Source organism: Algoriphagus antarcticus (genome assembly GCF_002150685.1).
Lineage (GTDB): Bacteria > Bacteroidota > Bacteroidia > Cytophagales > Cyclobacteriaceae > Algoriphagus > Algoriphagus antarcticus.
Map to the genome: position 1 here is coordinate 33173 of NZ_MSSW01000032.1, position 26501 is coordinate 59673.

General features: G+C 42.0%; 23 protein-coding genes. 10 read left to right on the plus strand and 13 right to left on the minus strand.

The window, feature by feature from the left end:
• Positions 1 to 233: 233 nt before the first annotated feature.
• The 4 genes from BVH04_RS12395 to BVH04_RS12410 form a co-directional block, all read right to left on the minus strand.
• Positions 234 to 1772 (minus strand): YifB family Mg chelatase-like AAA ATPase, encoded by a 1539-nt coding sequence (locus BVH04_RS12395; RefSeq protein WP_086541794.1) that lies wholly within the window; start codon positions 1770 to 1772, stop codon positions 234 to 236.
• Positions 1773 to 1833: 61 nt separating this feature from the next.
• A complete protein-coding gene (locus tag BVH04_RS12400; protein WP_086541795.1) occupies positions 1834 to 2202 on the minus strand; it encodes a hypothetical protein in 369 nt (122 codons plus the stop codon).
• A 29-nt stretch (positions 2203 to 2231) separates the two neighbouring features.
• Positions 2232 to 4064 carry an ABC transporter ATP-binding protein gene (locus tag BVH04_RS12405; protein ID WP_086541796.1) on the minus strand — a complete coding sequence of 611 codons (1833 nt, stop codon included), beginning with the start codon at positions 4062 to 4064 and terminating at the stop codon, positions 2232 to 2234.
• 60 nt (positions 4065 to 4124) lie between these two features.
• Positions 4125 to 5813, minus strand: coding sequence for a hypothetical protein (locus BVH04_RS12410; protein WP_240510912.1), 1689 nt, complete (start codon positions 5811 to 5813; stop codon positions 4125 to 4127).
• A gap of 284 nt (positions 5814 to 6097) precedes the next feature.
• Between BVH04_RS12410 and BVH04_RS12420 the strand changes: the two genes are divergently transcribed.
• The 10 genes from BVH04_RS12420 to BVH04_RS12465 all read left to right on the plus strand — a co-directional run bounded on the left by BVH04_RS12420 (position 6098) and on the right by BVH04_RS12465 (position 15718).
• A complete protein-coding gene (locus tag BVH04_RS12420; protein ID WP_057939325.1) occupies positions 6098 to 6346 on the plus strand; it encodes a type B 50S ribosomal protein L31 in 249 nt (82 codons plus the stop codon).
• A gap of 69 nt (positions 6347 to 6415) precedes the next feature.
• Entirely contained in the window at positions 6416 to 7612 is a 1197-nt protein-coding gene (locus BVH04_RS12425) for a GlmU family protein (protein ID WP_086541798.1), read from the plus strand.
• An 11-nt stretch (positions 7613 to 7623) separates the two neighbouring features.
• The gene (locus BVH04_RS12430) at positions 7624 to 8760 is read left to right on the plus strand and encodes a DNA polymerase III subunit (protein WP_086541799.1); all 1137 of its coding nucleotides are present in this window, start codon (positions 7624 to 7626) and stop codon (positions 8758 to 8760) included.
• A 1-nt stretch (position 8761) separates the two neighbouring features.
• Complete coding sequence (locus BVH04_RS12435; RefSeq protein ID WP_086541800.1) at positions 8762 to 9199, plus strand: ATP-dependent zinc protease family protein; 438 nt, start codon at positions 8762 to 8764, stop codon at positions 9197 to 9199.
• 147 nt (positions 9200 to 9346) lie between these two features.
• Complete coding sequence (rimK, locus tag BVH04_RS12440) at positions 9347 to 10252, plus strand: 30S ribosomal protein S6--L-glutamate ligase (RefSeq protein ID WP_086541801.1); 906 nt, start codon at positions 9347 to 9349, stop codon at positions 10250 to 10252.
• Entirely contained in the window at positions 10249 to 11178 is a 930-nt protein-coding gene (hemC, locus tag BVH04_RS12445; protein WP_086541802.1) for a hydroxymethylbilane synthase, read from the plus strand. The genes rimK and hemC overlap by 4 nt, the downstream gene beginning before the upstream one ends.
• On the plus strand, positions 11175 to 12020 hold the full coding sequence (locus BVH04_RS12450; protein ID WP_086541803.1) for a peptidylprolyl isomerase: 846 nt from the start codon (positions 11175 to 11177) through the stop codon (positions 12018 to 12020). Before hemC ends, BVH04_RS12450 begins: the two co-directional genes overlap by 4 nt.
• The gene (locus BVH04_RS12455) at positions 11992 to 12927 is read left to right on the plus strand and encodes an SDR family oxidoreductase (protein ID WP_240510913.1); all 936 of its coding nucleotides are present in this window, start codon (positions 11992 to 11994) and stop codon (positions 12925 to 12927) included. The genes BVH04_RS12450 and BVH04_RS12455 overlap by 29 nt, the downstream gene beginning before the upstream one ends.
• Before the next feature lie 41 nt (positions 12928 to 12968).
• Complete coding sequence (locus BVH04_RS12460; protein WP_086541804.1) at positions 12969 to 14354, plus strand: sodium-dependent transporter; 1386 nt, start codon at positions 12969 to 12971, stop codon at positions 14352 to 14354.
• A gap of 773 nt (positions 14355 to 15127) precedes the next feature.
• The gene (locus tag BVH04_RS12465; protein WP_086541805.1) at positions 15128 to 15718 is read left to right on the plus strand and encodes a porin family protein; all 591 of its coding nucleotides are present in this window, start codon (positions 15128 to 15130) and stop codon (positions 15716 to 15718) included.
• A 411-nt stretch (positions 15719 to 16129) separates the two neighbouring features.
• Here BVH04_RS12465 and BVH04_RS12470 read toward each other — a convergent pair whose 3' ends face one another.
• From BVH04_RS12470 to BVH04_RS12515, 9 genes are all read right to left on the minus strand, one after another.
• Positions 16130 to 16408 (minus strand): hypothetical protein, encoded by a 279-nt coding sequence (locus BVH04_RS12470; RefSeq protein ID WP_086541806.1) that lies wholly within the window; start codon positions 16406 to 16408, stop codon positions 16130 to 16132.
• A 15-nt stretch (positions 16409 to 16423) separates the two neighbouring features.
• Complete coding sequence (locus BVH04_RS12475; protein WP_086541807.1) at positions 16424 to 17305, minus strand: hypothetical protein; 882 nt, start codon at positions 17303 to 17305, stop codon at positions 16424 to 16426.
• Complete coding sequence (locus tag BVH04_RS12480) at positions 17302 to 18441, minus strand: hypothetical protein (protein ID WP_086541808.1); 1140 nt, start codon at positions 18439 to 18441, stop codon at positions 17302 to 17304. The genes BVH04_RS12475 and BVH04_RS12480 overlap by 4 nt, the downstream gene beginning before the upstream one ends.
• Complete coding sequence (locus tag BVH04_RS12485; RefSeq protein ID WP_086541809.1) at positions 18438 to 19577, minus strand: hypothetical protein; 1140 nt, start codon at positions 19575 to 19577, stop codon at positions 18438 to 18440. The genes BVH04_RS12480 and BVH04_RS12485 overlap by 4 nt, the downstream gene beginning before the upstream one ends.
• Entirely contained in the window at positions 19574 to 20761 is a 1188-nt protein-coding gene (locus BVH04_RS12490) for a hypothetical protein (protein ID WP_086541810.1), read from the minus strand. The genes BVH04_RS12485 and BVH04_RS12490 overlap by 4 nt, the downstream gene beginning before the upstream one ends.
• Positions 20762 to 20899: 138 nt before the next feature.
• On the minus strand, positions 20900 to 21604 hold the full coding sequence (locus BVH04_RS12495; protein ID WP_086541811.1) for a gluconate 2-dehydrogenase subunit 3 family protein: 705 nt from the start codon (positions 21602 to 21604) through the stop codon (positions 20900 to 20902).
• A 3-nt stretch (positions 21605 to 21607) separates the two neighbouring features.
• Positions 21608 to 23350: a GMC oxidoreductase gene (locus BVH04_RS12500; RefSeq protein WP_086541812.1), complete on the minus strand. Its 1743-nt coding sequence runs from the start codon at positions 23348 to 23350 to the stop codon at positions 21608 to 21610.
• Between the two features lie 804 nt (positions 23351 to 24154).
• Positions 24155 to 24844, minus strand: a complete 690-nt coding sequence (locus BVH04_RS12505; protein WP_086541813.1) for an arylesterase — start codon at positions 24842 to 24844, stop codon at positions 24155 to 24157.
• Positions 24845 to 25174: 330 nt separating this feature from the next.
• Positions 25175 to 26500, minus strand: coding sequence for a PepSY-associated TM helix domain-containing protein (locus BVH04_RS12515; protein WP_086541815.1), 1326 nt, complete (start codon positions 26498 to 26500; stop codon positions 25175 to 25177).
• Position 26501 lies beyond the last annotated feature (1 nt).

A 26501-nucleotide genomic window follows, 5' to 3' on the forward strand; every position in this document is an offset into this window, starting at 1 on the left:
TATGTTGTCTAAAATGTCTGCCAATAAATATTTACGTTTTCGAGCAAACCGGAAAAATCTTTAGAAATATTTCGATTTTACTTTTTGTTACTGGCAATTCGCCCCTTTAGGGACATGCTATGGGTAGAATATATTTGAATAAATGTTTCCGCTGTGCCTTTAGGTACAGCCCTATTCAATTTTAAATTTTCAATTCCTTCATTTTAAATTTTCAATTCCTTCATTTTAAATTTCTACCCCGCCCAGCCTTCTCTATCCAAACTTCTATACTGAATAGCCTCAGCCAAATGCTCGACTTTGATGTCCTCACTTCCTGAGATGTCAGCGATGGTTCGGGCTACTTTCAGAATTCTATCATAAGCTCTTGCTGATAGGCCCAACCGTTCCATGGCAGTTTTTAAAAGTATTTTCCCCGCGTCGGTGATTTGGCAGATTTGCTTTGTTAAATGCGATGGCATCATGGCGTTGCAAAAAACTTCAGGATTGTCTTTGAATCGCTCCTTTTGACGTTCGCGGCCTTTGATCACACGCTCTCGGATTTCTTTGCTCGATTCTGTCTTTCTTGTGGAGGTCATTTCGTCAAACTTCACCGGCGTCACTTCTACGTGCAGATCGATGCGATCCAGAAGTGGCCCGGAAACTTTGTTCAAATACCGCTGCACGATTCCTGGCCCACAAACACATTCTTTCTCTGGGTGATTATAGTAACCGCAAGGGCATGGGTTCATGCTGGCAATCAGCATAAAGTTGGCAGGGAAATCCACCGAAACTTTCGCTCTGGAAATTGTTACCCGTCGCTCTTCCAGCGGCTGGCGCATGACTTCCAAGACGCTTCGCTTGAACTCCGGTAATTCGTCTAAAAACAAAACCCCATTATGCGCTAAAGAGATTTCTCCTGGCTGAGGATTTCCGCCACCACCAACTAGCGCCACATCGCTTATCGTATGATGCGGTGAGCGAAAAGGACGATTTGCAAGCAATGATCCGTTTTTACCAAGTTTGCCAGCGACGGAGTGAATCTTAGTTGTTTCCAATGCTTCTACCAAACTTAATGGAGGAAGAATGGACGGAAGTCGTTTGGCAAGCATGGTTTTGCCTGCACCTGGTGGACCGATCATAATCACGTTATGCCCTCCGGCTGCTGCGATTTCCATTGCTCGTTTGATGTTTTCCTGACCTTGCACATCGGCGAAGTCAAACTCAATATCATCCAGCGAATGGTAAAAAATCTCTCGAGTATCCGTTACTAAAGGCACAATTTCCAATTCGCCCAGCAAAAAATCTGTGGCTTGCTGCATTGTTTCTACTGCGATAATATCCAAATTATTGACAATCGAAGCTTCCTTGGCATTTTCTACAGGAAGGATAAATCCCTTAAATCCTTTCTTTCTTGCTTCTATTGCGATGGGTAGAACGCCTTTGATAGGTCTGAGATTCCCATCCAGAGAAAGCTCCCCCATGATGACATAGTCGCCTAATGCTGGAAAATCTACCTGCTCGGAAGCCTGCAAAATCCCCATCGCAATAGGAAGATCATAGGCAGAACCTTCTTTACGAATGTCCGCTGGAGCCAGATTAATCACGACTTTTTGTCGAGGCATTCTATAACCAAAGTATTTCAGGGCACTCTCTACCCTTTGCTGGGATTCTTTCACGGCAGAATCGGGAAGACCCACCATGAAAAAACTGGTCCCTTGCCCTACATTCACCTCTATCGTGATGATGTTTGCATCTACTCCAGATACTGCGCTTCCAAAAGTTTTAGCTACCATAATATTAAAAAAGGAGACCTGATTGGTCTCCTCAATATACTAGTTTGACAAACTTAAAATCTTACTTATCAGTAAAATTTTGTCTCGGTGCAATGTTGCTTGGATCTTTGTCAGATGGTAATGTTGGTTTCGTAGAAGTATTAGAGGGAACTCTTGGATGCTCAAAGTCATAAATCTTTGCCTTAAGGGCATGTGTCTCACTTTCCATCTTCTTGATTTGAGAGGTTAGACTGCTGTATGCTGCATAGCTGCTTCCCCAAGCGGCAAGAAAAAGAATCAAGCCAATTAAAGTGATTTTTACCATGGAATCTGATGTGATTTCTTCCATTCCAAAGATTCCACCAAGGGTATCGAAGGCAACGAAGAAAATAAGAAAAGCACCAAAATATACCAAAAGGGCTATTTGAAGGATTTGGTGAAGTTTTTTCATGGGTTTTGAAATTAGTTTTAACGAATATACTAAACCGACTGTATACTAGAAAGTTTCTGATACAAGCCGTCAATTTGACTCAAATCAGAGTGAGTTCCTCTCTGTACGATTTCTCCGCGCTCAATGACCAAAATCTCATCTGCATGCTGAATGGTACTCAGTCTGTGTGCGATGACAAGTGTGGTTCTATTGCTCATTAATTTAGTCAAAGCTTCCTGAACTAAAAATTCTGATTCTGAATCCAAGGCGGAGGTTGCCTCATCAAGGATTAAGATTGGGGGATTTTTCAACACTGCCCGCGCAATACTCAAGCGCTGACGTTGTCCGCCAGATAGCTTCGAGCCTCGCTCGCCTATGCTTGTTTGGTAGCCATCTTCCATAGTTTCGATAAATTCATGCGCGTTGGCGATTTTCGCAGCTTCTACTACTTGCTTCTCTGAAGCACCTTCTACTCCGAAGGCGATGTTGTTGAATACTGTGTCATTGAATAAGATGGATTCTTGCGTCACTATTCCCATCAAGCTACGCAAATCTTTGAGGTTAAAGTCTTTTAGATTTTTTCCATCGAGCAAAATATCACCTTCAGTGGGATCATAAAAGCGTGGTACAAGATCTGCCAGTGTCGATTTGCCACCCCCAGATGGCCCCACAAGCGCAATAGTTTTTCCTCTATTTAACGTGAAATTGATGTTTTTCAGTACGATCGCATCCTGATACGCAAAGCTTACATTCTTGACTTCGACTGATTTTTCAAAAGAACTCAATACAGCTGGATTGACTGGTGAACTGATTTGCGATGGTGTATCTACCACAGTGAAAATCCGCTCTGCTGATGCAATTCCCCGTTGAATGCTGCTCACTGCTCGCGATATTTCTTTGGCAGGGTTCAAAACTTGGGTGAAAATAATGATGTAGGTAATGAAGTCCGAAGCACCCAGATCAGAATTGCCGCTGAGTACAAGCCCACCGCCATAGACTAAAATCCCAGCTACAACAAATACACCGAGAAATTGGGAAATCGGAGAAGCAAGCTCATTCTTTCGAGCCATATTCACGTTCACTCCAGCATAGTAATCTGTTTCCTGATCAAATTTCCCCCTCATAAACAGCTCCGCATTGAAGGCCTTGATTACTCGCATTCCGCCTAGCGTCTCGTCCAGAATATTCACTATCCTGCCCAGGGATTCCTGACTTTGCACCGCTTTTTTCTTAAGTCTTTTGGTAATGCCACCGATAATCGCTCCAGTGATCGGAATGATCAAAATGGTGAAAATCGTCAGCTTAGGAGACATAAAAAAGAGTACTGAAAAATATAGAATAATGGTCATTGGCTCACGAAATACGACTCGGAGCGATTGCACAATCGTATTTTCTACCTCCTGTACATCATTAGTCATTTTTGACATCAGATCGCCTTTCCGCTCATTGGAAAAATAACCAATGTGAAGCTTGCTGACCTGCCCGAAAATATCCATCCGCATGCGTTTGATCACGGTAGCTCTCACTTTTGCTAAAACAACTCCTGCTAAATAGGTGAACAAATTGGCGAGGAAAACGGAAACAACAATGATAGCACAGACATAATAAAGCGTCCCCATTTTGCCATGCTCTTCAGCGACCTGTAGGAAATTGTAATTGAAAAGATGTGAAAAATACTCCAGAGAAAAACTGAATTCAGGCTTTTCGATGTATTTGGCCAGCGACTCAGGATCTACTTGCTCGAAGATCACATCGAAGAGCGGCTTCAGAAGAGTAAAATTCAGCAGTCCAAAGACAATGGAAAGAAATGCGTAAATGATATAAGTAGGCACGAATTTCCCGTATGGCTTGGCATAGGAAAGAATTCGCAGGTAAGTCTTCATAAACTAATATTCGTGGAATAATCTCGCAAGTTACGCAAAAATGGCAGCAGAGGTTCCTGGTTAATAGTTGTAATCAGGTCGAATGAAATTCCAGCGGAAGGCTAATTGCAGGTATTGTGTGGTCGCAGGGCTGTCCAGATCCTGTGCAGTTCTTCTTCGGAAAGTGTGGGAAGCGTCAATGAAGAAGTTGTGACGAAGCATATAGCTTGCATTCAGATTGGTCTGAATTACCTTGTTCTCAATTCCTTGTCCGATTTCATTTCCAAATAAGCCTGTTGGACTGCCCTCTAGTCTATTTTTCAAAACATCTCCACCCCAGTTGGTGGCCTCATCTGGATCTGCACCATAGAGTTGGTACATGGTGAGGAAAGTAAGATTCAGCTTTGGGATAGGTTGATATCGAATGATGCCCAGCATTTCACGGAAATTAGCTCCTCTTGGATGAGTGAGTGGAGTCCGCCAGTTGCTATACGATTGATAATCGATTTTCTCCTGAAATGTATAGGGCCTTGCAGAATTGTACTCCAATTGCAAATCAAGATTTGACAGGCTGAAAAGATCTATGTATTTAAATCCAGCTTGGATACCGTATTTGTTTCGCTTTGAACCTTTCCCGTCTTGACCGAAAAACTCGGAGAACACAAATTCATCCAGTGCAAACTGACCATAAAGCTGCATGGAAGGATAGAGGTTCCACTTATAATCTATTCCCAGCATGACTTTGTCCGGCGTTCCCAGCGACTGCTCCACCCATCGGTAAAATACGATTGGATTGAAATAGTTGAAGTCAACTTTATCCGTCATCACTGACTCGAATAATCCCAGGTTTAGATTTTTGCCCACATTAAAGCCTAGACGGTGAAAGGAGAACCATTTCTGAGGATATCGGCCGTCGGTAGGCCTTCCACGATTATAATCTACATCGGCAGTCATTTGTGTCCAGATATTGGTCAGTTGGAATTTCCATACCTGCGTATTGAACTTCACAAACATGTAAGGATTGGAAAAGTCAGACAGCAAGAATGATCTGTAGCCTTCGCCTATTAAGTTTCGGTCGTGACCAACTTCTACTTGAATGTGCTTGGTGATATTGAAGCTCACATGTCCCAAAGCTGAGAAATAACTGTAGCCATCTGCATTATATTCTTTCCAAAAACCTTCGCCGGGCACAGCGCCATTTTGCTCAGCATAGCCTTTTACCCAAGAAGGGAAAAATGCTTCTGAAGTAGTGAAGTAAGTGTAAAAGCCTACTTTCTTATCAATCGAACCCCGTAAAACTACACCACGAGAAAGACGGTTAGGGTTTTGAACATTGTCTGGTTCCATTCCGCCATTCAAATACAAGACTGGGCTCACATGTATGTCAAATTCCTCACTATAATAATGTGCAAAATCCCCAGGTCTTCTGTACAGTCCTTTCAGGAAAGGTTTTTTGGACTCAGGGGTTTCGCGGCTCACAAATTCCCAATTGTCCTGACTTAAATAAGCCAGATTGAAGCGATCTACACTTGTGCTGATAACCGCGTCACTGGCAATACTGTCAAGGAACTGGGACACATGATCCCTTCGATAGGGTTTTGTTCCCGTATGAAACACCGGATTGTTTTTTCCCTGAAGAATTTCATACCGCTCGATTTTGTGGTAGTAATCCCTATCGAATGGGATGTAGCTTCCCTGTGCAAAGGCAAAAAGTGGAAGTAAAAATATGCCTATAACTATAAGCAGGCGAAAGTAAGGTGGTCTTAGCATTGGCTAAATCTAGAAAACATTCCTGAAAATGGAATACTAATAAAGAGGTTTGAAACTAGGACAATTCACTGCTTCAATAAGCTGAATTAGCATTTTTGAATCCCAAAGGCTTTGATTCCTATATTATTTTTGTTTAAAAAGCCCTTCTTTTGTGTTCTGAAATCCGCTTTTGGGATCCTTTTGATCAATTGACTTAGAAATACTTGGCAAACATTTGGTGGGTTTTCTGAAAAAGGGTAACTTTGTGCCTCATTTGAAAGAGGTACTATATAACTAGCAATAATATGAAAGCTGATATCCATCCAAACTACAGAGACGTCGTTTTCTACGACACTTCTAGCGAGTTTAAATTTCTTACTAAGTCAACTATCGAAACAAGCGAAACAATCACTTGGGAAGATGGCAACGAATACCCATTGTTCAAAGTGGAAGTGAGCTCTCAGTCTCACCCGTTCTACACTGGTAAGAAAATGATGCTTGATACTGCGGGTCGTGTTGAGAAATTCAACAGAAGATACGCTCAGAAGAAGTAATTCTTCCTTATCTCAGGCTAAAAAGTCTTCCGGAGCATGGATTCCGGGAGACTTTTTTATTTTTGCCACATGGACTCGATTTTGTTGTTTGATGATCCCGCCATTCGTGGGTCATTGCTCCCTTTTACTTTTACCAGACCTGTGGCGGATATCCGCGTCGGAATTCTGAAGATTTCTGAGAAATGGCAAAAGATAACCGGGTCTTCGGTTTCCTTTCTCACTCAAGATTATCTCCAAAAGAAATTTCCTCGCAAGTCAGGCAATACGCTAGCAATAAATGGCGCTTGGCTACCCGATAGTGCAAGTCTTAGCGTATTAAAATCTCTTTCTTCAGATCAAGCACTTTATTTCGGCAAAACACTGATCGCTACTTACATGGGCGAAACGGAAAGGAATCTCGGCGCTGTAAAGGGCAAAGAAATCGTTCAGATGGATTCTGAGCCAACACTTCTGCTAAAAACATGGAATATTTTCCAGTTCAATGGTGCTGAAATAAGAAAGGATTTTGATCTACTCACCCAAGGAAGAAAGTCGGCGAATGTCACGGATCCTCACTCCAAATTATATTCACCCGAAAATATCTTCATCGAAGAGGGTGCGGTGATTCGCGCAGCAGTTTTGAATGCAGACGGTGGGCCTATTTACATAGGGAAAGATACTGAGATCCAGGAAGGGGCATTAATAAGGGGGCCATTTGCACTGTGCGATAACTCTACGGTAAACATGGGTGCCAAAATAAAAGGAGATACCACAGTCGGCCCTCATTCTAAAGTAGGAGGGGAACTGTCCAACTCGGTGATCTTCGGCTATAGCAACAAAGGTCATGAGGGTTTTTTGGGCAATTCCGTGATCGGAGAATGGTGCAATTTGGGAGCTGATACGAATACCAGTAACCTGAAAAATAATTATTCGCAAGTGAAACTTTGGGATTATACAGTCGGGAATTACTCCAACACGGGTTTACAATTCTGTGGACTTATGATGGGTGATCACGCTAAATGTGGTATCAATACTATGTTTAATACCGGGACGGTGGTCGGAATAGGCTCCAATGTTTTTGGCCCAGGATTTCCACGTAAATTTATTCCTTCCTTTGCTTGGGGTGGAGAAGAAGGATTCTCTACCTTTTTGTTTCCAAAATTTCTAGAGACAGCAAAAGCCGTAGTGGCACGAAGAGGACTGGAATTGAATACGGAAGAACAGGAAATCTTGCGTACGATTTTCGAAATGTCCAAAAACTATAGAATTTGGGAAACCACATCCTGATCAATTAATTCATGCAATTCGCAGAGATACCGGGGCTTCCCGAAACTAAAGAAAACCTTGTCAATGCCGTCAAAAATAATCATTTGGCGCATGCATTACTATTTCACGGGCCTGAAGGTTCCGCTAATTTGACAATGGCGCTGGCGTTGTGCACCTATTTGTACTGCGAAAATCCAGGTGCTACAGACTCTTGTGGAATTTGCTCCACATGTCAGAGAATGAGTCGGTTGGTTTTGCCTGATTTGAACTTTGCTTTTCCGACTATTGCCAAGGCAAAAGAAGATGATAAGGAAGAAGATGAAAAGGTAGATGTGTTGACGAGCTGGAGGAAATTTGTAACTGAGCAACCATACGGAAATGTTCATGATTTTATCTATTTCAACAGCTTCGAAAAGAAGCAACTGAATATCTCCAAGGGAGCCGCACGCAAAATCATTCAAGCACTTTCTTTGATGTCTTTCGAAGGTGGCTACAAAATCATGATGATCTGGGCACCAGAATTTCTTCACCCTTCTGCGGCAAATGCGCTGCTGAAAATTCTAGAAGAGCCTCAGCCTAAGACTCTTTTCATCCTGGTCACTGGTCATGCTGATCAGTTACTCACTACTATTCTTTCCAGAACTCAGAAAGTAACGATTCGAGGTTTTTCAGATGAGGAAGTGAAAAATCATCTTATCGCAAAGGGACTTTGTGACGAAGCGTCCGCTGATCAGATAGCCATGCTGGCAGATGGGAATCTTCGTGAAGCATACAGATTAGTGGATCGGGTAGAAGATCTTCAGGTCAAAAAAATCAGAGAGTGGTTTTTGTCCTGTTATAAAGCAGATTTCAAAAGTATTTTTGGACTAGCGGATGATTTTCACAAATCAGATAAAGAGGCGCAAAAATCACTTGTATTGACTGGATTGAATGTACTGAGGGAGATTCTTCTGAAGAATGCCGGTTTGGATGAGCTTCTCCGTACCCATGACGAGGATCGTGATTTTGTAAATAAAATCAGTGGGAAGGTCCTGAAGGAAGAGCATGTCGGTAAGCTCTATGGTGATTTCAACATGGCGCATTATCATTTGGAAAGAAATGGCAATGCTAAATTTATCTTTACAGATCTGTCTATGAATGTGACCAGATTGATGGCTAAAATCAGCTGATATGGATCAAAAAATTATTGGTAGAAAAGAAAAGGTGTCTCTTCCGGATCTGGGGCTGAAGTTGGTCTGGGCGAAAGTGGATACAGGTGCCTACACAAGCAGCATTCATGCTGAGAATTTGGATGTAGTCGAAATCAACGGAAAACGCATGTTGCAATTCCAAGCTCTACTTCCGGGACACAAATCATATACAGGCGAAGTGGTTACCTTTGAGCACTTCAGAGAGAAGAAAGTGAAAAATTCCTTCGGTCAGACAGAGGTTCGCTATTTGATCGAGACTACCTTTGAACTTGCTGATGAAATATATTCGGCGGAGTTTACGCTATCGGATCGGTCGAGTATGAGAAATGCTATTCTCCTCGGGCGAAAAATCCTAAGAAATCGTTTTCTTGTAAATGTTTGTAAAGTCAATTTGGCTAGACAATACAGAAATAAGTAAGACCGAAGTAAACCAGAATTCAATGTGTCTTTGGACCTTCGATCCTATAAATTTTCTACTGGCAAGATTCCGTATAATCACATAAATAAATAACCTCCGAGACCATAGAGGTCATAAAAGAGACCTAAACCATCTAATAATTTTCTCATGAAAATTGCAATACTTTCCAGGAATCCATATTTATATTCTACCAGGAGGCTTTTTGAAGCGATTCAGAAAGCCGGGCATGAAGCGATAATAGTAAATCACAGTATTTGTGATCTGATAATCGAGCAAGAAGGGCCTTCGATTATTTATAAAGGCGAAAAACTTACAGATGTAGATGCGATTATTCCTAGAATCGGAGCGTCAGTTACATTTTACGGTACAGCTGTAGTTCGTCAGTTTGAGTTGATGGGTGCTTTTTCAGCGGTTCATTCTCAGGCTATCGTGCGGAGCAGAGACAAACTGAGAAGCTTGCAAATCTTATCCAGTGCTGGATTGGGAATGCCCAAAACCGCTTTTACCAACTTTTCCAAAGGCGGAGAAAAGCAAATTATTGAGCATGTAGGCGGAGCGCCTTTGATAATAAAATTACTTGAAGGAACTCAGGGCCTTGGAGTCGTTTTGGCTGAAACTCGAAAAGCCAGTCAATCTGTGATTGAAGCTTTTCACGGGCTGAAGGCGAGAATTATTATTCAGGAATTTATCAAGGAAGCCAAAGGCGCTGATATACGCGCTTTCATAGTGAATGGAAAAGTGGTAGGAGCCATGAAGCGCCAAGGTGCAGAGGGCGAATTCCGATCCAATCTTCACCGTGGAGGAAAAGCTACAATTATCAAATTGAGTCGGGCTGAAAAGCAAGCTGCTCTAGGTGCGGCAAAAGCACTTGGACTGGATGTAGCTGGTGTAGATATGCTTCAGTCCGCGAGAGGGCCATTGATTTTGGAAGTGAATAGCTCGCCAGGACTGGAAGGCATAGAGAAAGCTACCGGGATAGATGTCGCTGGCGCGATCATAAAGTTTATAGAAGATGGGATGAACAAACGCCCATTAAATATTTCAAGTCAATGAGTCAGTTAGTGAAAATAGGTACTCGCGGAAGCAAATTAGCGCTTTGGCAGGCTTATCATGTGGAGGGACTTTTGCAAAAAGCAGGGCTGAGTACAGAGATTGTGATCATAGATACCAAAGGAGATCAAATCCTTGACGTCTCCATAGCCAAGATTGGAAGCAAAGGTGTTTTTACGCAGGAGTTGGAAGATCAATTGCTGGATGGACGAATTGATATTGCTGTCCACAGTGCAAAGGACTTGCAGTCCAATTTGCCAGAAGGCTTTGAAATTATTGCCTTTACCGAGCGAGAAAAGGAAAATGATGTGCTTGTTTCTCATGATACATCTATTTCTCTGAAGAACAACATTGTTTTAGGCACTTCATCTACGCGTCGGGTTTCTACATTGAAGCATTTTTATCCACATGTGAAAACAGTGGACGTTCGTGGAAATCTGCAAACTCGAATTCGAAAGATGGAAGAAGGTCTTTGTGATGGGTTATTGCTTGCATACGCAGGTGCGCATCGCATGGAGTATGATCATATGATCGTGGAGGAATTGGATTTGAATGAATTCACGCCGGCAGTTGGGCAGGGTTCTGTGGCCGTCGAAGCGGCAAAAAAATTGGATTTGGAATTAAAGATTAAAATCACATCAGCTTGTAATAACCTGGAGACTTCGTTGAGACTACGTGCTGAGCGAGCTTATTTGAGAGTATTGGAAGGTGGGTGTAGCATTCCTGTTTTTGCGCTAGCAAATCTCACAGGGGACCAGCTTAGTCTAAAAGGCGGAATTGTGAGCTTGGATGGCAAAGAACGGATTTCCATTCTGGTAGAAGGAAATGCTGATCAGCCCGAAAAACTGGGACAGGAGCTTGCTGCCAAAGTTTTTGCCGCAGGCGGAAAAGTGATATTAGATCAAATCAAATTAACGCTGAATAAATGAGATTTCTAAGAACCTTACTTTTGGTCTTCCTGTGCGCCAGCTCATTTGCCTGTGCTGGGGAGAAAGATTATGTGATTACAATAGAGACCAGTCACGGGAATATTGTGGCTGTGCTCTTTGACGATACGCCAGAGCACAAATCCAATTTCATCAAATTGGCAGAAGCAGGGAGATTTGATTCCACCGAATTCCAGCGTGTGATGAAAGATTTCATGATTCAGGGTGGGGACGTTTTCACTAAAGAGGATCTTCCACCGCAAGAGTGGCCAACTTTACCTGCGGAAATTAGACCGAACCACTTTCACAGAAAAGGCATGATAGCAGCTGCCCGCCAAGGGGATGGCATCAATCCTGAGCGGAGATCCAACGGATCGCAATTTTATATTGTGATAGGGAAGGTCTACGATGAGCTTGAATTGACTACGGATATGAAGGCACTTCAAACGGCCTTTATGAAATATATGGAGTTGGGAAGTCAGGCAGAAGTGAAGAATACCTATATCCGCCTATACAATGAGCAAAAGTATGATAGCTTGACTACGCTGCTTCTTTCAAAGCGGGAAGAACTGGAGTCTTCGCTAAATACTAATTTGACCAAGGACTTCACCAAAGAACAACTAGAAGCTTACACGACCGTAGGCGGGGTGCCTCATTTGGACAAGGAGTATACGGTTTTTGGAGAAGTGATCCAAGGTTTGGAAGTGGCGGATGAGATATCCAATGTTCCTACTGGCAATAGAGACACGCCTAATGAGCCTGTATTTATGAATGTGAAAGTGGAGAAAATGTCCCGAAAGAAAATCGAAAAAGAATATGGCTACAGCTACTCAGATGAAAAGTAAGAAAAAAATATTTATCACTGGTGCCAATGGTTTGCTGGGGCAAAAACTTGTTGCCCAATTGGTCGAAAAAGGAGATTTTCAGATAGTTGCCAGCGGAAAAGGAGAATGCAGATTGCCGGGTGACGGATTCGAATATGTGCCTCTGGATATCACCAATGCGGCAGAAGTAGAAAAATCTTTGGCTAGTATCCATCCGGATATCATCATCCATGGTGGAGCTATGACTAATGTCGATCAATGTGAGCTGAATCAGGAGGATTGCTACGATTCAAATGTCAACGCCACAGCTTATTTGATCAAAGCAGCTGAGGCATGCGAATCACATTTCATTTTTTTGTCCACCGACTTTATTTTCTCAGGAGAAGAAGGCCCTCTGGATGAAAATGCAGAAGCTGCCCCTGTCAATTATTACGGTGAAACCAAGCTCGAAGCTGAGCAGTTGGTAATGGGTTCTAAGACTAAATGGGCAATTGCACGAACAGTATTGGTTTTTGGGATAGCCCATGATATGAGCCGAACGAATATCGTTCTATGGGTGAAATCATCTCTGGAAGCCGGGAAAGAAATTCAAGTAGTAGATGATCAGTTCCGTACGCCTACGCTCGCTGAGGATTTGGCAGCAGGTTGTATATTGATAGCCGAGAAAGGAGCAGAGGGGATTTTTAATATTTCTGGGCCAGACTATTTGAGTGCTTATGAAATGGCAAACATCACCGCCGATTTTTTTGGGCTAAACAAAGAATTAATCAAGCGTGCTGACTCCAGCACTTTCTCTCAGCCAGCAAAAAGACCCTTAATAACTGGTTTTGTGATCAACAAGGCTCGAGAACAGCTTGGTTTTGAGCCGAAAACTTTCCGAGCGGCAATTGGTATTTTAGCAAAACAAATTATCTTAGCCCGCTCTTAAAAAGTAGTTTATAAACCCTTAGCTTAACTTTAGAATAATTTATGGCAGTTAGCAACGATACCGAAGAAAGAGGCGAATTTGGTTCTAGTCTGGGATTCATCATGGCCGCAGCTGGATCTGCCGTAGGTCTTGGGAATATATGGAGATTCCCATATTTAGTTGGTCAGAATGGAGGCGGTGCGTTCGTATTTGTCTATATAGTTTGTGTAGTACTTATCGCATTACCATTATTATTAAATGAAATTGCCCTAGGTAGAAAATCAGGTAAAAACCCGATTGGAGCGATCCGAGATACAGGGGGGAATAAGTTCTGGCAGCTTGCTGGTGTACTTTGTGTGCTAGTTTGTTTCTTCGTTTTTAGCTACTATTCAGTGATTGCAGGGTGGACAGTAGGATATATTATTACTGAAATAATCAACGTCCCGGTAGATTTTGCAGAGTTTGTGCAGACACCATTGTATGTTATTCCTCTGACGTTCTTATTTATTTTGATGACCATACTGATTGTCTTGGGTGGAGTATCTGGAGGTATCGAGAAGGCATCAAAATTTCTGATGCCTGTATTGTTTATCATCATTATTTTCATTGCCGGTAGAGCTGTAACGCTAGAAGGGGCAGGCGCTGGAATAGAATATTATTTGAAGCCAGATTTCTCCAAAATCAATGGAGCAGTAGTGCTTCAGGCACTTGGTCAAGCCTTCTTTTCTATGTCTGTAGGTTGGGGTTTGATGATCACTTTTGGGTCTTATTTGCCTAAAAAATCAAACATTGGACAATCTGCGGGATGGATTGCTGGGATGGATACTTCAGTCGCTTTACTAGGTGGATTGATGGTGTTTCCTGCCCTATTTGCTTTGCTTCCGGGCAAGGATCCTGCAGCTGGGCCAGCCTTGGTTTTTGATGTATTACCAAAAGTTTTTGCGGCGATGCCAGGTGGTCATATAGTAGGAGCTCTTTTCTTTATACTTCTGATGGTTGCGGCGTTGACCTCCACTATTTCCATGCTTGAAGTACCGGTAGCTTATATGATCGATGATAGAAAGTGGGGGAGAAAACGCGCTACATGGACAATTGGTCTGGCTGCAATGGTACTTTCTGTTCCCTCCGCTTTATCTCAGATTCCCGGTACCTTCTTTGCCAATTTACATATCAATTTCTTTGGAAATAAGCTCGAAGGGTTCTTCGGGATAATGGACTTTGTATTTGGTACGTTTGCCGTGATTGTCATTTGTTTGATGCTTGCACTTTATACGGGTTGGGCTTCCAAGATCTCAGATTATGCAGATGAACTCAAACTAGGAGCACCAGGTTTTAAGGGGCCTGTCAGGGTAGGTTGGATTTTCTTTGTAAAATGGATTTGTCCAATCGTGATTATTTTGCTAATTCTTAATTTGGTGGGTGTGTTTGGTACTGCCCAAGCTGCTTAAGAGTTACTTGGTTGTGAATGAATAGAAAAGGAAGTCTGTTTTAACCGCGGAGTTCACGCAGAGTACGCAGCTATTTCAGTTTAGCAAATCGATTCTATAAAGATTTTCTTCCCAGCGGGGTGAGTATTCTCTCATACAAAGACCACGGCCAAGTTTATGCGTTCCTTTAGGGACAAACTATGGGTAGAAAGATAGAATGATCAGATAGTTTCGAGCCGTGCCTTTAGGTACGGCGCTATGAATTTCCTCGGTATAATGTTTTTTGTAAACCGCGGAGTTCACGCAGAGTACGCAGCTATTCCAGGTTAGCAAAATCGCTTTAATATAGATTTGACCTCGTCGGACATGCTTCCCCTAGAAACGCTTCATCTATAGCCTGAGGTTTGAACCCTTTAAATAAGGTTTTCATTGTTTTTTATTTTGGCAGGATCAATGTCAAGCAAAGATATAACGCTTCGTCAAAAAGGTGTGATGCTATTTTTTGACTGATGGCTTATCAAGTGGAAGAGGGATTACAAATCCTATGATAGGGGTTTGAGATTGCAAATCTCGAACAGCTGGACAGCTGGGCACAGCTCAATTCCAACTTTTATAAATGGGATCTACCGTATGGATTAGGCCATCGTACTGTGGATTGGTTCCTTAGACTGATCACTTCTGACTTTTTACTTTCACATTAAGCCTTCTATGTAGTTCCTAATTTTCCCTATTGGCAAAGGAATTGCTAATTTTTCTTAAAATCTGTCGTTACAAAGTTTACTAAACCAATAACCATGAAAAAACTCATTTTATCTTTTGCTCTGTTGGCATTTGCGTTGACAAGTTACTCACAAGGTTTTTCTTTAGGTCCAAAAGTAGGGCTAAGCCAAACCGAACTGGATCTCAAAAGTGATCAATTCAAAAACGGAGAATCCAAATACGGTTATCATGTGGGTATTTTTGCCCGCATAGACTTGGGCGGATTGTATCTTCAACCTGAAGTTCTGTACACTCAGACCCAAGGGCAATTTACTTTTGATGGAGATGATCAGCCTATCAAGGAATATGATGCGGATTTCAATCGAGTGGACATCCCGGTGATGCTGGGTTTTAAGATGTTCAATTTTCTTAGGATTCAGGCTGGACCAATAGCGAGTATTAATGTGAACTCGGAGATCAGAGATGCTGCCGAAACTGTGCAGGACGTTGACTTTAAGAGCGCAACTTTAGGCTATCAAGCTGGGCTGGGATTGGATATAGGCAATCTGATTATTGATGCTAAATACGAGAGCTCTTTGGATAAATTCTCTGGAAATGTCGGGAACTTCAAAACAGATCAGCGGATGAATCAGTGGATTCTTTCGGTAGGTTTTAGATTGTTCTAAGCGATTTTAGGTAGTTTAAAAAAGCCCGATTGATGATTTCAGTCGGGCTTTTTTATGGGGTTTTTACCACGAAGGACACGGAGTTTTTCGCAGAGGGCGCAGGTCTTTTACTTGTCCTGCTTCTCCAGAAGCAGGACTTAAAAGTGAGTTATTAGAATGTTTAGGTAGAAAAAATTGAATCACATAACAGTTTTATCCTACATATGAATTCTCATTGAACGCAGACCGGATTCTTTGTTTCCTTTATGACTTTATGCTGAAATTCCAATAGCTACGATTTTTCACCACAAAGTAACAAAGAGGACAAAGCTTAGTATTGGAAGTTTTAGTTATCCTGCTCTTCCAGAAACTGGACTTGATCCATACTACTCTCACTTTGCGTAACGAATGTTTTTAGTAATGATATTACATTTATTTAGCGACCAGTCTTGTTTTATAAATCACCGAGTAGTCTTTTTCAGCTTCAGAGAAATTAAGCGAAAACCAGATTTCGTCTTTGGAAATGTACTTGTTTAAATTCCCCAGAATTTCGGGTTTGGTAATCAGTTGACTTATTTCTTTTCCATCGAATAGCACAGTACCGCCCTCATTCAATTTTTCTGTTTCACCCCAAAGCTTGCTCATTTCTTCTCCTGCATTAGCATTGGCTTGGTTATATTGCTCGTCCGTCAAGCCAGAAAGGTAATCCACTAGAAAATGATGGTCTTACATGGGAATTACTCGATTTATAGTTCCTACGAAGATATCTTTGATGTCAAATGAATCTGGTGTCTTGTCATCCTTGGGCTCATCCTCTCGAAATGTTGGGAAAGGAATGGTTTTCGTTGACGCCAATTTTTCAAGATCTGAAATGTGGTAAGCAAAGATTTTAGGCTCATTGCGAAAACTAAGGTAAAGTGTGTCTGCCCTTAGGCTAATATTGGTGTAAAAAGATAGTCCGGGATAAGCTTTTTCTTTGCTGTTAAATTTGGAAGTTGTAGGAAACGGAATTGCAGGAGAATATTTCTCATTTTCAAGATTGAGGATTTCAATTTGCTGAGATTTTTCTTGGAATTCGATACCCAGTGAACCATATTCATCGGTGCCACGACCTGGAGTAGTGGTGTAAATCTGATTTCCATTAACCATTAAATTATCTGCACCACCAATCAATAACTGTGGAGCACACTTGAAATCAAGATCATATTTTTTTTCAAGTTTACCGTCAATGTCATAACTGTAAATACCTCCTGTGGTGGGAATCAGAAACTCTCGGTCGTTGAGGAATTTGGCTTTTCCCAACGGGTTTTCATTATACTCATTTGGCCCCGCGCCTCTTAATTTGTATTGATTGAGAAGTTCTCCGGACTCGTTACTTAGCAGAAATGTATTGGTATTGCCATCTTGAAGTAAAAAAGTATTTCCATCAGGACTGATGTCCATCAAGGCTAAATTCCCGAGGTAGTCCACCACGAGCGAATCATAGATTTCGAATTCAAAGCTCTGCTCAGCAATAGGAGTGGCGGCTTTGGTTTCTTCTTTCTCACCTGAGCAGGCTAGGATGCTGAGCGTAAAGGTGAAAAAGAATAGGCGAGTTATATATCTCATTTTTGAACAAGTTTCAGTTTATAATAGGTCACTAGGTCCGGTTCTTCATCGAGAATGTAAGTGTTCTGCATTGCCCAGAGATTTCCCTCTGAGTCAACTCGGGATGGCCTAAACTTATCATAGGTAGCTCGGGGAGCTGAACTATGACCAGCATCATCCAACACTAGCCATTTCTCAGGATTGAGCTTTCCAAACACCTTAACAAGAGAATCTATTTCCAACGTCATATCGGGCATGTTTTCGAGTTTGATACCTGAGTAGTAGATGACGAGATTTAGATCGCCAACTTTGAAATAGGATTGGATCATACCTTCTCTGCCGCTAGGTGTCTCGTAATCTATTTTCCCCTTCATGGGATAGCCTTCCTTCATAATGAAATCATCAAAAGGGATTCTGGTAGCAGTAAATGAATCAGGTTGGTCTAGATTATAGGTGTAAAGTAAGCTGTCTCGCTTATGTACAAATGAGACTTCATTTCCATTGACTTGATAGATAGGAGCGATGAAGTCAAAAGCCTTTCCAGATAGAAAGCGACTTTTGGGATGAAATGGTAAGACCGGCGTGAATGTGCCGCTATCCAAATCTATGAGATCAAAGGTGTTGTACTCGCTGTAATATTCGGGTTGATTGGAAGAAGCTTCTGTCTGTGCTCCACCTGTGAAGGCAACTAGCTTAGCCTTTCCATTTTGAATGGCAGGCTGCAAATGGTCAAAACTTAAATAAAACATTCCAGAACTCGGGTAGCCTAACTTGAATCCGTGTTGGAAATTGAAATCAAGATCATAAATAGCAAACCGCGTCCTTCCCATGATCACGATCTGGTCTCCGACAAATGTTCCTGAGCCTGTTTTGCTTCCAAACGCTGTAGGTGAATCTCCAGGCTCTTCAAATGTGCTAATTATTTCTCCAGATTGATTGGTGAGAAATAGCCTGTTGTCATCTCCTGATGAAAATAAAAAAAGCTCTTTTTCTTCGTGTATATCCAATAAAGCGAGTGAGCCTAAGTGATCCACTTGTAAAGAATCCACAATTACAAACTCGTAATCAGGAAGGTGGACTGCGTCTGAATTTTTTTCAGACGAACAGGAGAAGAATACAATACAAATTGCGCCTGGAAGTGCTGAAATAGCTTTCATTTATGTACCAATTGAAGTTTATAAAAAGTAAGATAATCCTGTTCTTCGCCTATGTATTCATCATTTCTGAGTGCGTAAAAGGGTTTTGAGATTGATTCTATATTCAGGATATGACTAATGCGGTTAGGGATGACGATCTCGTTTGACCAGACAGAATCAGTGTTCATTATTTTGATAATTCTCCGCTGATGCTCAGGATATAATGGGAAGTTTTCGGGTTTTTTTAATTCGTATTGAGCAAAAATATCTTCTTCAATGCCTTCCGTATAGATTACAGCAAAGCCATCTTCGCAAGGGTAAAAGCTATCTATACGACCATCTATCATTTTAACCCCAGAAACGGATTCATTTTCTTTAGAATGCTCACCGTTATCCAAAAACTTACTAGGATTGAATTCAAGCGTTTTCACATATGCCCCATTTTTAGATAGATCATAACTGTAGATTTTTGGTTCCTTGGTTAAGGTTAAATAGAGGTTGTCACCAACTATACCAAAAATGACTCTAGCGCGCTCATAATACTTGTCTGATGCATAGCGGGAGGTGGGGGCAATACGTATAATTGGCTCTGCCTCTCCTGTTTTGAGGTTGACCTTTTCCAATAAATAGTTGTCTCTGAAAAAGAAAGGGTCATAAGGATTTACTCCATCTCTGCCTGGATACCACAGAATCAAGTCGTCTTTATACAGTTCTAATGTGCGGGCAAAACTTGAACCATCATGTGACTCTGTTGGAAAGGGTAGCGTTATCTCACGTTTTAAAGTTAGGTCTGAGTTGAATTCGTACAGCCAACTCATAAAACTCATCCCGAATAGCTTGCCAGAATCTGAGTACCGTTGGCTTGTAGGATAAAGTACTGCCCCGGGACCTTCCTTAGGATAAGTATGCTGATTTAAGATTTTTCCAGTTTTATCGAATTCAATTAGTCCATTTGTCTTGAAATCAAAAATTACACCTTTACCATTCCTGAATTCACCTCCATTTACACTTCCCAAATAATCCACCTGAATAGAGTCAACGATTTGAAGTTCCCATTCATTGGAGCCTGCTGATACTTCTTCTTTGGTGTTTTCCGAAGATGAGCAGGCAAAAAAGCTCGCAATTGCCCCCACGGCTAAAAATTGGATGTATTTCATTTCTCAATCAATTTCACTTTATAAATCCTCAAAAAATCCTCCTCCTCTTCCACACTTCTGTTTTTCTGCATCCATAAATATCCTCCTCCGGAAGCAAAAGACTCCAGATCAGCATTTTCGGGAAGTGACAGATTTCCCAAGAAGGTCAAGCTATCCAGATCAAAAACCAACATCCCTCTTGATACTTGGCTATCCAATTTGACATATAATTCCTCCGCTTCTTCCATTTTGTTCTCATCGTAAAGCTTCGAGAGCGCCTCATTGTCTTCTGTGGAGATTCCTCCATAATAATTGAGAATCAGTTTGTCTCCTAAAACATGAATGTTTTGGATGGAAGAAGTGCTGCCATTGAGCATAACGGTGCCTTCTGCAAACTCAGCTCTGGATGTGCCTTCAATCCCTGCAAAACCAGGAATAGTAAGGTTGATAAGGGTATCTAAGGTTGCTCCTTCAGGACTCAAACTGTACCGATACAGGGTAGGCTCGCCTGCCAGCGCGAGGTAAAGTTTGTCGTCATTTGCTTCCAAGGCTGGCCAAAAATCACTTTCATAATAACCCATTCCATCCAAAAAGCGACTATTTTGCTCAAAAGGAATGATTTCGATGGAACTTTCCTGTTCTATATCCACAAGCTCCAAATGCTTAAAAGTATCATAGTATTTCTGTTCACCGGGATAGGTGTCTCTTGAGCGCAGGGATCGCGTCACCAAGTAGGTTTGGCCATTCAGAGCAATTGTTTCCACAGATTTGCCTGGGAAAGCCATAAAACCACCTCCACCAAGAGACTCAGGGTGGTTGATTTTTTTGATCATATTTCCAGCCTTATCGTAAAGGAAGATTCCAGCCATACCTACAATCGCTAATTGATCTTCACCCACAAATCCAGGTGCTTCCACCATAAATTCGTAGGAATCTGGCGTATCCTCGCTTTTGTTGAATTGACTCTGAACTTTTCCATCCTTATCAGTGAGTATAATATCTCCCGAAGCGAAATCATAGAATAAAAATGAATCTCCCGACTCACTCACGGACGTGATCAAAGGATCTCCAAGCATCTGCAAGTCCAGAGAGTCTAAGATTTCCAGATGGAGTGCCGGTATTTTTGAATCAGTGGATTTTTCAGGCGCTGAACAACCAAAACCCGCAAAAATCAAAGCGAAACAGAGTGGAAGGTATTTTTTCATGGATGCGATTTTCTATCAAGATAAAAAAAACCTATCAAGAATGCGGCTGCGCCACTCTTTAAAAACTAAAATTTTGTTAAAAAAAAGCACCTCCAAAAATAATTATTGAAGGTGCTTATGGTCTGGAGATTGGTAGAGTTAAGTCAGATTTCCGTCTGCATCCCATTCGGCTACCCGGCCCCGATCTTCAGGCTTGAGATATACCGGCAGATATTTTTTTTCCAGCTGGAATCCATGCTTATCCATCACTTCCTGAGGAACTCCATCCCAAGCATTTGGGGTGTTGCCTACATAGCCCATGTATTTCCAGCCGGCTTCCGTAGAGAAATAACCTGAGCAGGTTAGATTTCTGAGCGCGTTGAACCAGCGAACGCCACCTTCATAATCAGGTTTTGCAGTGTCTGGCCAAGCTACCTCATCCACAATCCCCATCACTTCTGATTCACTTAGTTCATTGAATGCTTTGCCAAATTTCTCGTCTGCCTCGTAATCCAGCCACATCAGTCCACCACGCATACGGGTTTGATTTCCCGGCTGATCTTTCATCATAAACTCCATGAAATCCACCACGCCGATTTCAGACGCAGCAGGTGATTCATCGTCTTTTGGCATAATGATATCCACCAATGTGCTTAGCTTTTTTCGCTCTGTATCAGTGAAAAAGGTTTCAGAAAACAATTCTTTGTCACGTTGGATTTCTTCGTCAGTTCTACCGCCAATTGTGCCGCCGGATAACAGTGCATTTTCTGGTGAAGCCTGCTCTTCAGGTGAACACCCGGTAAGTATTAATCCCGTACTGAATGTGCCGGTAAAGAGTAATTTGAGGTTTTCTCTTCTGTTCATGGCTTAAATGTTTTTCTTTTTGAGTTCTGAGACGATGAAATCTGAAGTTCTCCAACTCAAGGCTAAGATTGTCCAGGTCGGGTTTTTATCCGCTTGGGACACAAATGATCCTGCATCCACCACAAATAGGTTTTTGCAGTCATGCGCTTGGGAATTGGAATTGAGCACCGAGGTTTTTGGGTCGTTGCCCATTCTGGCCGTCCCAACTTCGTGAATGATTCTTCCGGGAGCGGCAAGTCCATAGAGCGAATCGGCTCCAGGTTTGGTTCCTAATAATTGTGCTCCGGATCCGGTCAGGATTTCTTCAAAAGTGTCCTGCATGTGCTTGGCTTGGTTGATTTCCTGATCCGTCCATTTGTAATTGAATCGAAGAACAGGAATACCAAATTTGTCTACGACAGCAGGATCAATTTCGCAATAGTTGTCAAATCTTGGTACGCTTTCTCCCCGACCAGACATACCCACAGTGGAGCCATAGATTTGGCGAATGTCCTTTTTCAATCCTTGACCATAGCCACCATTCGGACTTGGTTTGCCAAATTCATCCGTGATGTATTTTCTCATGGACTCCATATTACCGCCAGCGCCATAGCCAGGCTGGCCCATGCCCCCACCATATTCTATGTGATAGCCTCTCGCAAAATCAAGTTTCTTATTATCCAGCCACCAAGGCGTGTACATGTGCATTCCACCTGTGCCGTCTTCATTGTAGCGCTCGCGTCCCATCATGTCTGGGATGATTCCTGATCTGCTTGCTCCTGTAGAATCATGCAGGAAATGCCCCAATACACCTGAGCTATTGCCGATTCCGTTTGGATGTGTCTTTGACTTGGAGTTCAGCATGATCCGTGAAGTCTCACAGGCTGATGCACCAAGTACGACTACGCTGGACTGCAGTTTGTATTCCTTCATGTCTTTTACATTGACAAAAGAAACACCTGTTGCTTTGCCAGAATCATCCGTGGTGACTTTTCTAACCATACTGTGGGTGAAAAGATCTACTTTTCCCTGCTTCATGGCTGGATGGACAAGACATGTTCCAGCCGAGAAATCCGCGTAAACCTGACATGCTCTGTTGCATTGACGGCAGAAAAAACAAACCCCACGATCTTTATTGATTGGCCTCGTGAGTATGGAAAGCCTAGACGGAATCATTGGGATGCTGGCGCTGGTAGCTCCTTTTTTCAGGTATAGTTCGTGAAGTCTAGGTTTGGGAGGAGGGAGGAAAAAACCATCAGGTTCATTGTAAATTCCTTCTTTGGAGCCGTAAACACCGATCAATTTATCTACTTTATCATAGTATGGCTTGACATCGTCATAGCCAATTGGCCAGTCGTCTCCCAAACCGTCTATGCTTGCTCTCTTAAAATCATTGGGGCCAAAGCGAAGAGAAATTCTTCCCCAGTGATTGGTTCTGCCGCCGACCATTCTGGATCGGAACCAGTCGAACTCGGAGCCGTCCTTTCGTGTATACGGTTCTCCTTCGATTTCCCAGCCACCAATTGCTGCGTCAAAATCTCCAAAAGGACGGATTTGAGTTCCAGCTCCTCTTCGTGGAGATTCCCAAGGTGGCCTGAGTTGGGTGCGATCGGCTTCTTTGGCAGGGTCAAAATCCCCGCCAGCTTCTACTATTGCAACTGAGAGTCCGGCCTCTGAAAGGATTTTGGAGGCCATTCCGCCGCCTGCTCCAGATCCTACAATTATAACATCGTAAGAATCTCCGGAAGATTTAATTTGAAAGCTCATTTATAAAAAGATTTAAGAACTCTTTAAGATAGCTTAAAAAAATTATCAAGGAAATAAATAGGATATTGAGGCAAGTAGAAATGAATGTTAAGCTGTAAAAATGATATAGAAAGTTCGATTACTCAAGATCCATTAGTAGCGTATTCGCTAATTTGAGTTTATTAAAACCTTTATCTGATGATACCAGCGGTATATTTAAAAAAAACTGAAGTAGCTGCAACAAAGGAGTCAGGTAATTTCAACTTAGTGCTTCTTCTGATTTCAATAGCTGGTTTTTTGATTTCATGATTAAATTAAATGATACGGTAATTATCAATCAATTCTTTAATTAGAGTTTCCTCTGGAAGATTATTGGTAGGAAAAACTAAAAGCTCAAGTTCAGTAATGAAGGAGATGAATAACTCTTTGTCTCTTAAAATTCTACTTCAGTAGATTCACCCTCAATGGTAGCAGTATTGAGATGGAACCAGTATAAAATTTGGCAAAACTAGATTTTTCTATAAAATTTCAAAACCCCCCTTATAGATAGTTCCGAAGAAGCCAAACCATTTATAACCCTTTGCGCAATGCAGGGAAGAGAACAAATCGCGGCCGTATAGCCCTGAAAGGGTGAAATTGTGAAGTTTCGCCCTTTCAGGGCTTCTTTTTTGTTTTATTTGCTTTACCCCCGGATCTGCCGAGGGTTATGAATTGTTTCAATCCTTCGGATCTATTTTGGACTGAAATAAAAGCATGCGGCTAGATATACTTAGAAAATTAGGCAACTGGTGTAATTGCGGCCATACATAATGTAGAAAATTCCAATTACATCTTATTCTCGATATAAGGCCATATCGTCTCAAATACAATCTGATGCCCTTCTTCGGTAGGGTGAATGCCGTCAGGGAGATTTAGCTCAGGAATTCCGCCTACATTTTCCAGGAGAAAAGGAATCAGAGTCACGTCTTTCTCTTCTGCGACAGCAGGATACATGGCAGTAAATTCACTTGCATATTCCTGTCCCATATTAGGAGGAATCTGCATTCCTGCCAAAATAATTTTGGTGTCCGGGTATTTTGATCTGACCTTTTCTATGATTTTGATCAAGTTGCTTTTAGTCTCAGTAAGGTTGATTCCACGCAAGCCGTCATTTCCTCCAAGTTCCAGCACAAATACGTCTGGCTTATCTTCCAGAAACCAATCCAATCGGCTTAGTCCACCTGCAGTAGTTTCGCCTGATAGCCCGCCATTGATCACTTTGTAATTCATTCCAAGGCTGTCAATTCGTTGTTGAGTCAAGCCTGCAAAACCATCTTCTGGATCGATTCCGTATGCTGCCGTCAAACTATTTCCATAAAAAAGAATGATTTTCTCATCAGATTTCGATTCAGGAGTTTTTGCTGAAATGGCTTCAGCCTGGGTAGTTTCGACTTTTTTCTCTGAGCATGAAACCAATGCCAACCCAAAAAAGAGTACGAATACTGAAGAGAAAAAACGGTTTGGGTTGAAGTGCATAGTGATCGCAAGGGTGAAAGGTAAAACTATATACCCAAAAGGATTTTCTGGGTAAAAGGTTCGGTAATAATACAGTTTTACAAAGGATAGCTTAAAATCACCAAAGCAATGACAGAAAGCATAACACATAATCCTTGAAAATATGCATTTCTAAATTTCACCGATCCAATAAGAAAAATCGCGGTCCCGGCACAGGTTGCCAAGGTGAAAGAAGCCGTGGATTGCTGTGATCCTACCATGAGCAACTTGTCTAATTCATAAATCAGAAATAACCCAAAGAATGAAAGGAAGCAGAGATTCAAGGGTAATAGATAATGTTCCGTAAGCTGTTTATGCTTTTTCATGAATCGTTTCCTTTGTGGATTTTTCCTTTTTCCAAAAGCGAAATAACTGATAGCTGATAAATGCAAGTAAGAAAATATAAACTGCCGGAGTCACCAACATGGTGGCATAAGCATATCCTATAAATACCGAGATCAGGGCCAAACCAATAATAAGAGCAATTGTAGAGATGGAATAAATGAAGATTGTCTTTTTAACTTGATCTTTTTCTTCTGCCGTTTTTTTCTTCCGGATCAAATAGATGAAAAATCCAGTGATCGAAAGTACACCAGACGTAATGGCGAGTAAAGCATAGGCGATTTTCAGGAATATCCCGCCAAATCTACCAAAGTGCAATCCCTCCTGCATATAATAGAACTTATCAGAAAATTCTTGTTGGCGTATGTCATAGACGTCCAGAACTTCTAAGGAGGTTTTATCCAATACTACTTTGGAAATATGCGGCTCGAAAGGTAAATGACTTACATCACCTTTTATCTCAATGGTATTTGTGCCATTTTTTGAGGGAATGACTTGAGTAGGAGTGAACTGAGGGATTTGCGATTTGGCCACTTCTATGGCCATCCAGTAATCATATTCTTGATTAATGTCGGTTTCAGGACTTGAGATTTTCGCTGCTCTCAGGAAAGTATTGGGAGCTTTAATATCAAAAGCTTTGATCAAAATTGGTTGAAGGCCAAGCCAAGCCCCAGTTCCTGCGATCATTAGATTGAAAAGCAGGGCCGCCATTCCCACCATTTTGTGCCAATCGGCCATCAGGATTCTGAGATTCTTTTGTCTGATTGCGCCGAAGAGCTGGTTTTTCATGAATTGCCCATAGATAAGCAATCCCGTAATGCACAGAATAAATAGCCCAACACCTGCCAACCCCACGATCTGTCTGCCCCACCAGCCATCCATCAGGCGAACATGAATTTGGCGGAGATAATTGGAGAGGCTGTTTGTGTGAGATTTCTGTCCGAGGATTGCTCCTGTGTATGGATTGATGAACACTTGAATTCGCTCGGAGTCTTTTGCATCAGCTTCGAAGAAAATGTCCAATATAAGGGGATCACTGGCTTTTGCTGGCGGCATAGCGCCAAGAATTCTAAAATCCGGATTATCCAATTGAACTTGGGAGATCACCTTATTCATCGGCGTGTAGGTGTCTCCGATTTCTGTCACTTCATACTTGCGCTCTAGAAAGGCATCGATCTCAGGGATGAAAACGGCCACAGCGCCAGTTAAACTGAGCGCTGCAATGACGATTCCCACGTAAAGACCGATCCATTGGTGGATCTTCCAAAGTAAGTTTTTAGATTTTTTCGCCGCCACT

Excerpts from the sequence above, each read along its gene's own strand:
- BVH04_RS12505 (WP_086541813.1), bottom strand. The coding sequence starts at position 24,844 with ATGCACTTCAACCCAAACCGTTTTTTCTCTTCAGTATTCGTACTCTTT.
- BVH04_RS12395 (WP_086541794.1), bottom strand. The coding sequence starts at position 1,772 with ATGGTAGCTAAAACTTTTGGAAGCGCAGTATCTGGAGTAGATGCAAAC.
- BVH04_RS12460 (WP_086541804.1), top strand. The coding sequence starts at position 12,969 with ATGGCAGTTAGCAACGATACCGAAGAAAGAGGCGAATTTGGTTCTAGT.
- BVH04_RS12465 (WP_086541805.1), top strand. The coding sequence starts at position 15,128 with ATGAAAAAACTCATTTTATCTTTTGCTCTGTTGGCATTTGCGTTGACA.
- BVH04_RS12455 (WP_240510913.1), top strand. The coding sequence starts at position 11,992 with ATGGCTACAGCTACTCAGATGAAAAGTAAGAAAAAAATATTTATCACT.
- BVH04_RS12410 (WP_240510912.1), bottom strand. The coding sequence starts at position 5,813 with ATGCTAAGACCACCTTACTTTCGCCTGCTTATAGTTATAGGCATATTT.
- BVH04_RS12475 (WP_086541807.1), bottom strand. The coding sequence starts at position 17,305 with ATGAGATATATAACTCGCCTATTCTTTTTCACCTTTACGCTCAGCATC.
- BVH04_RS12500 (WP_086541812.1), bottom strand. The coding sequence starts at position 23,350 with ATGAGCTTTCAAATTAAATCTTCCGGAGATTCTTACGATGTTATAATT.
- BVH04_RS12425 (WP_086541798.1), top strand. The coding sequence starts at position 6,416 with ATGGACTCGATTTTGTTGTTTGATGATCCCGCCATTCGTGGGTCATTG.
- BVH04_RS12430 (WP_086541799.1), top strand. The coding sequence starts at position 7,624 with ATGCAATTCGCAGAGATACCGGGGCTTCCCGAAACTAAAGAAAACCTT.
- BVH04_RS12480 (WP_086541808.1), bottom strand. The coding sequence starts at position 18,441 with ATGAAAGCTATTTCAGCACTTCCAGGCGCAATTTGTATTGTATTCTTC.
- BVH04_RS12405 (WP_086541796.1), bottom strand. The coding sequence starts at position 4,064 with ATGAAGACTTACCTGCGAATTCTTTCCTATGCCAAGCCATACGGGAAA.
- BVH04_RS12490 (WP_086541810.1), bottom strand. The coding sequence starts at position 20,761 with ATGAAAAAATACCTTCCACTCTGTTTCGCTTTGATTTTTGCGGGTTTT.
- BVH04_RS12420 (WP_057939325.1), top strand. The coding sequence starts at position 6,098 with ATGAAAGCTGATATCCATCCAAACTACAGAGACGTCGTTTTCTACGAC.
- BVH04_RS12495 (WP_086541811.1), bottom strand. The coding sequence starts at position 21,604 with ATGAACAGAAGAGAAAACCTCAAATTACTCTTTACCGGCACATTCAGT.
- BVH04_RS12450 (WP_086541803.1), top strand. The coding sequence starts at position 11,175 with ATGAGATTTCTAAGAACCTTACTTTTGGTCTTCCTGTGCGCCAGCTCA.
- BVH04_RS12485 (WP_086541809.1), bottom strand. The coding sequence starts at position 19,577 with ATGAAATACATCCAATTTTTAGCCGTGGGGGCAATTGCGAGCTTTTTT.
- hemC (WP_086541802.1), top strand. The coding sequence starts at position 10,249 with ATGAGTCAGTTAGTGAAAATAGGTACTCGCGGAAGCAAATTAGCGCTT.
- rimK (WP_086541801.1), top strand. The coding sequence starts at position 9,347 with ATGAAAATTGCAATACTTTCCAGGAATCCATATTTATATTCTACCAGG.
- BVH04_RS12435 (WP_086541800.1), top strand. The coding sequence starts at position 8,762 with ATGGATCAAAAAATTATTGGTAGAAAAGAAAAGGTGTCTCTTCCGGAT.
- BVH04_RS12400 (WP_086541795.1), bottom strand. The coding sequence starts at position 2,202 with ATGAAAAAACTTCACCAAATCCTTCAAATAGCCCTTTTGGTATATTTT.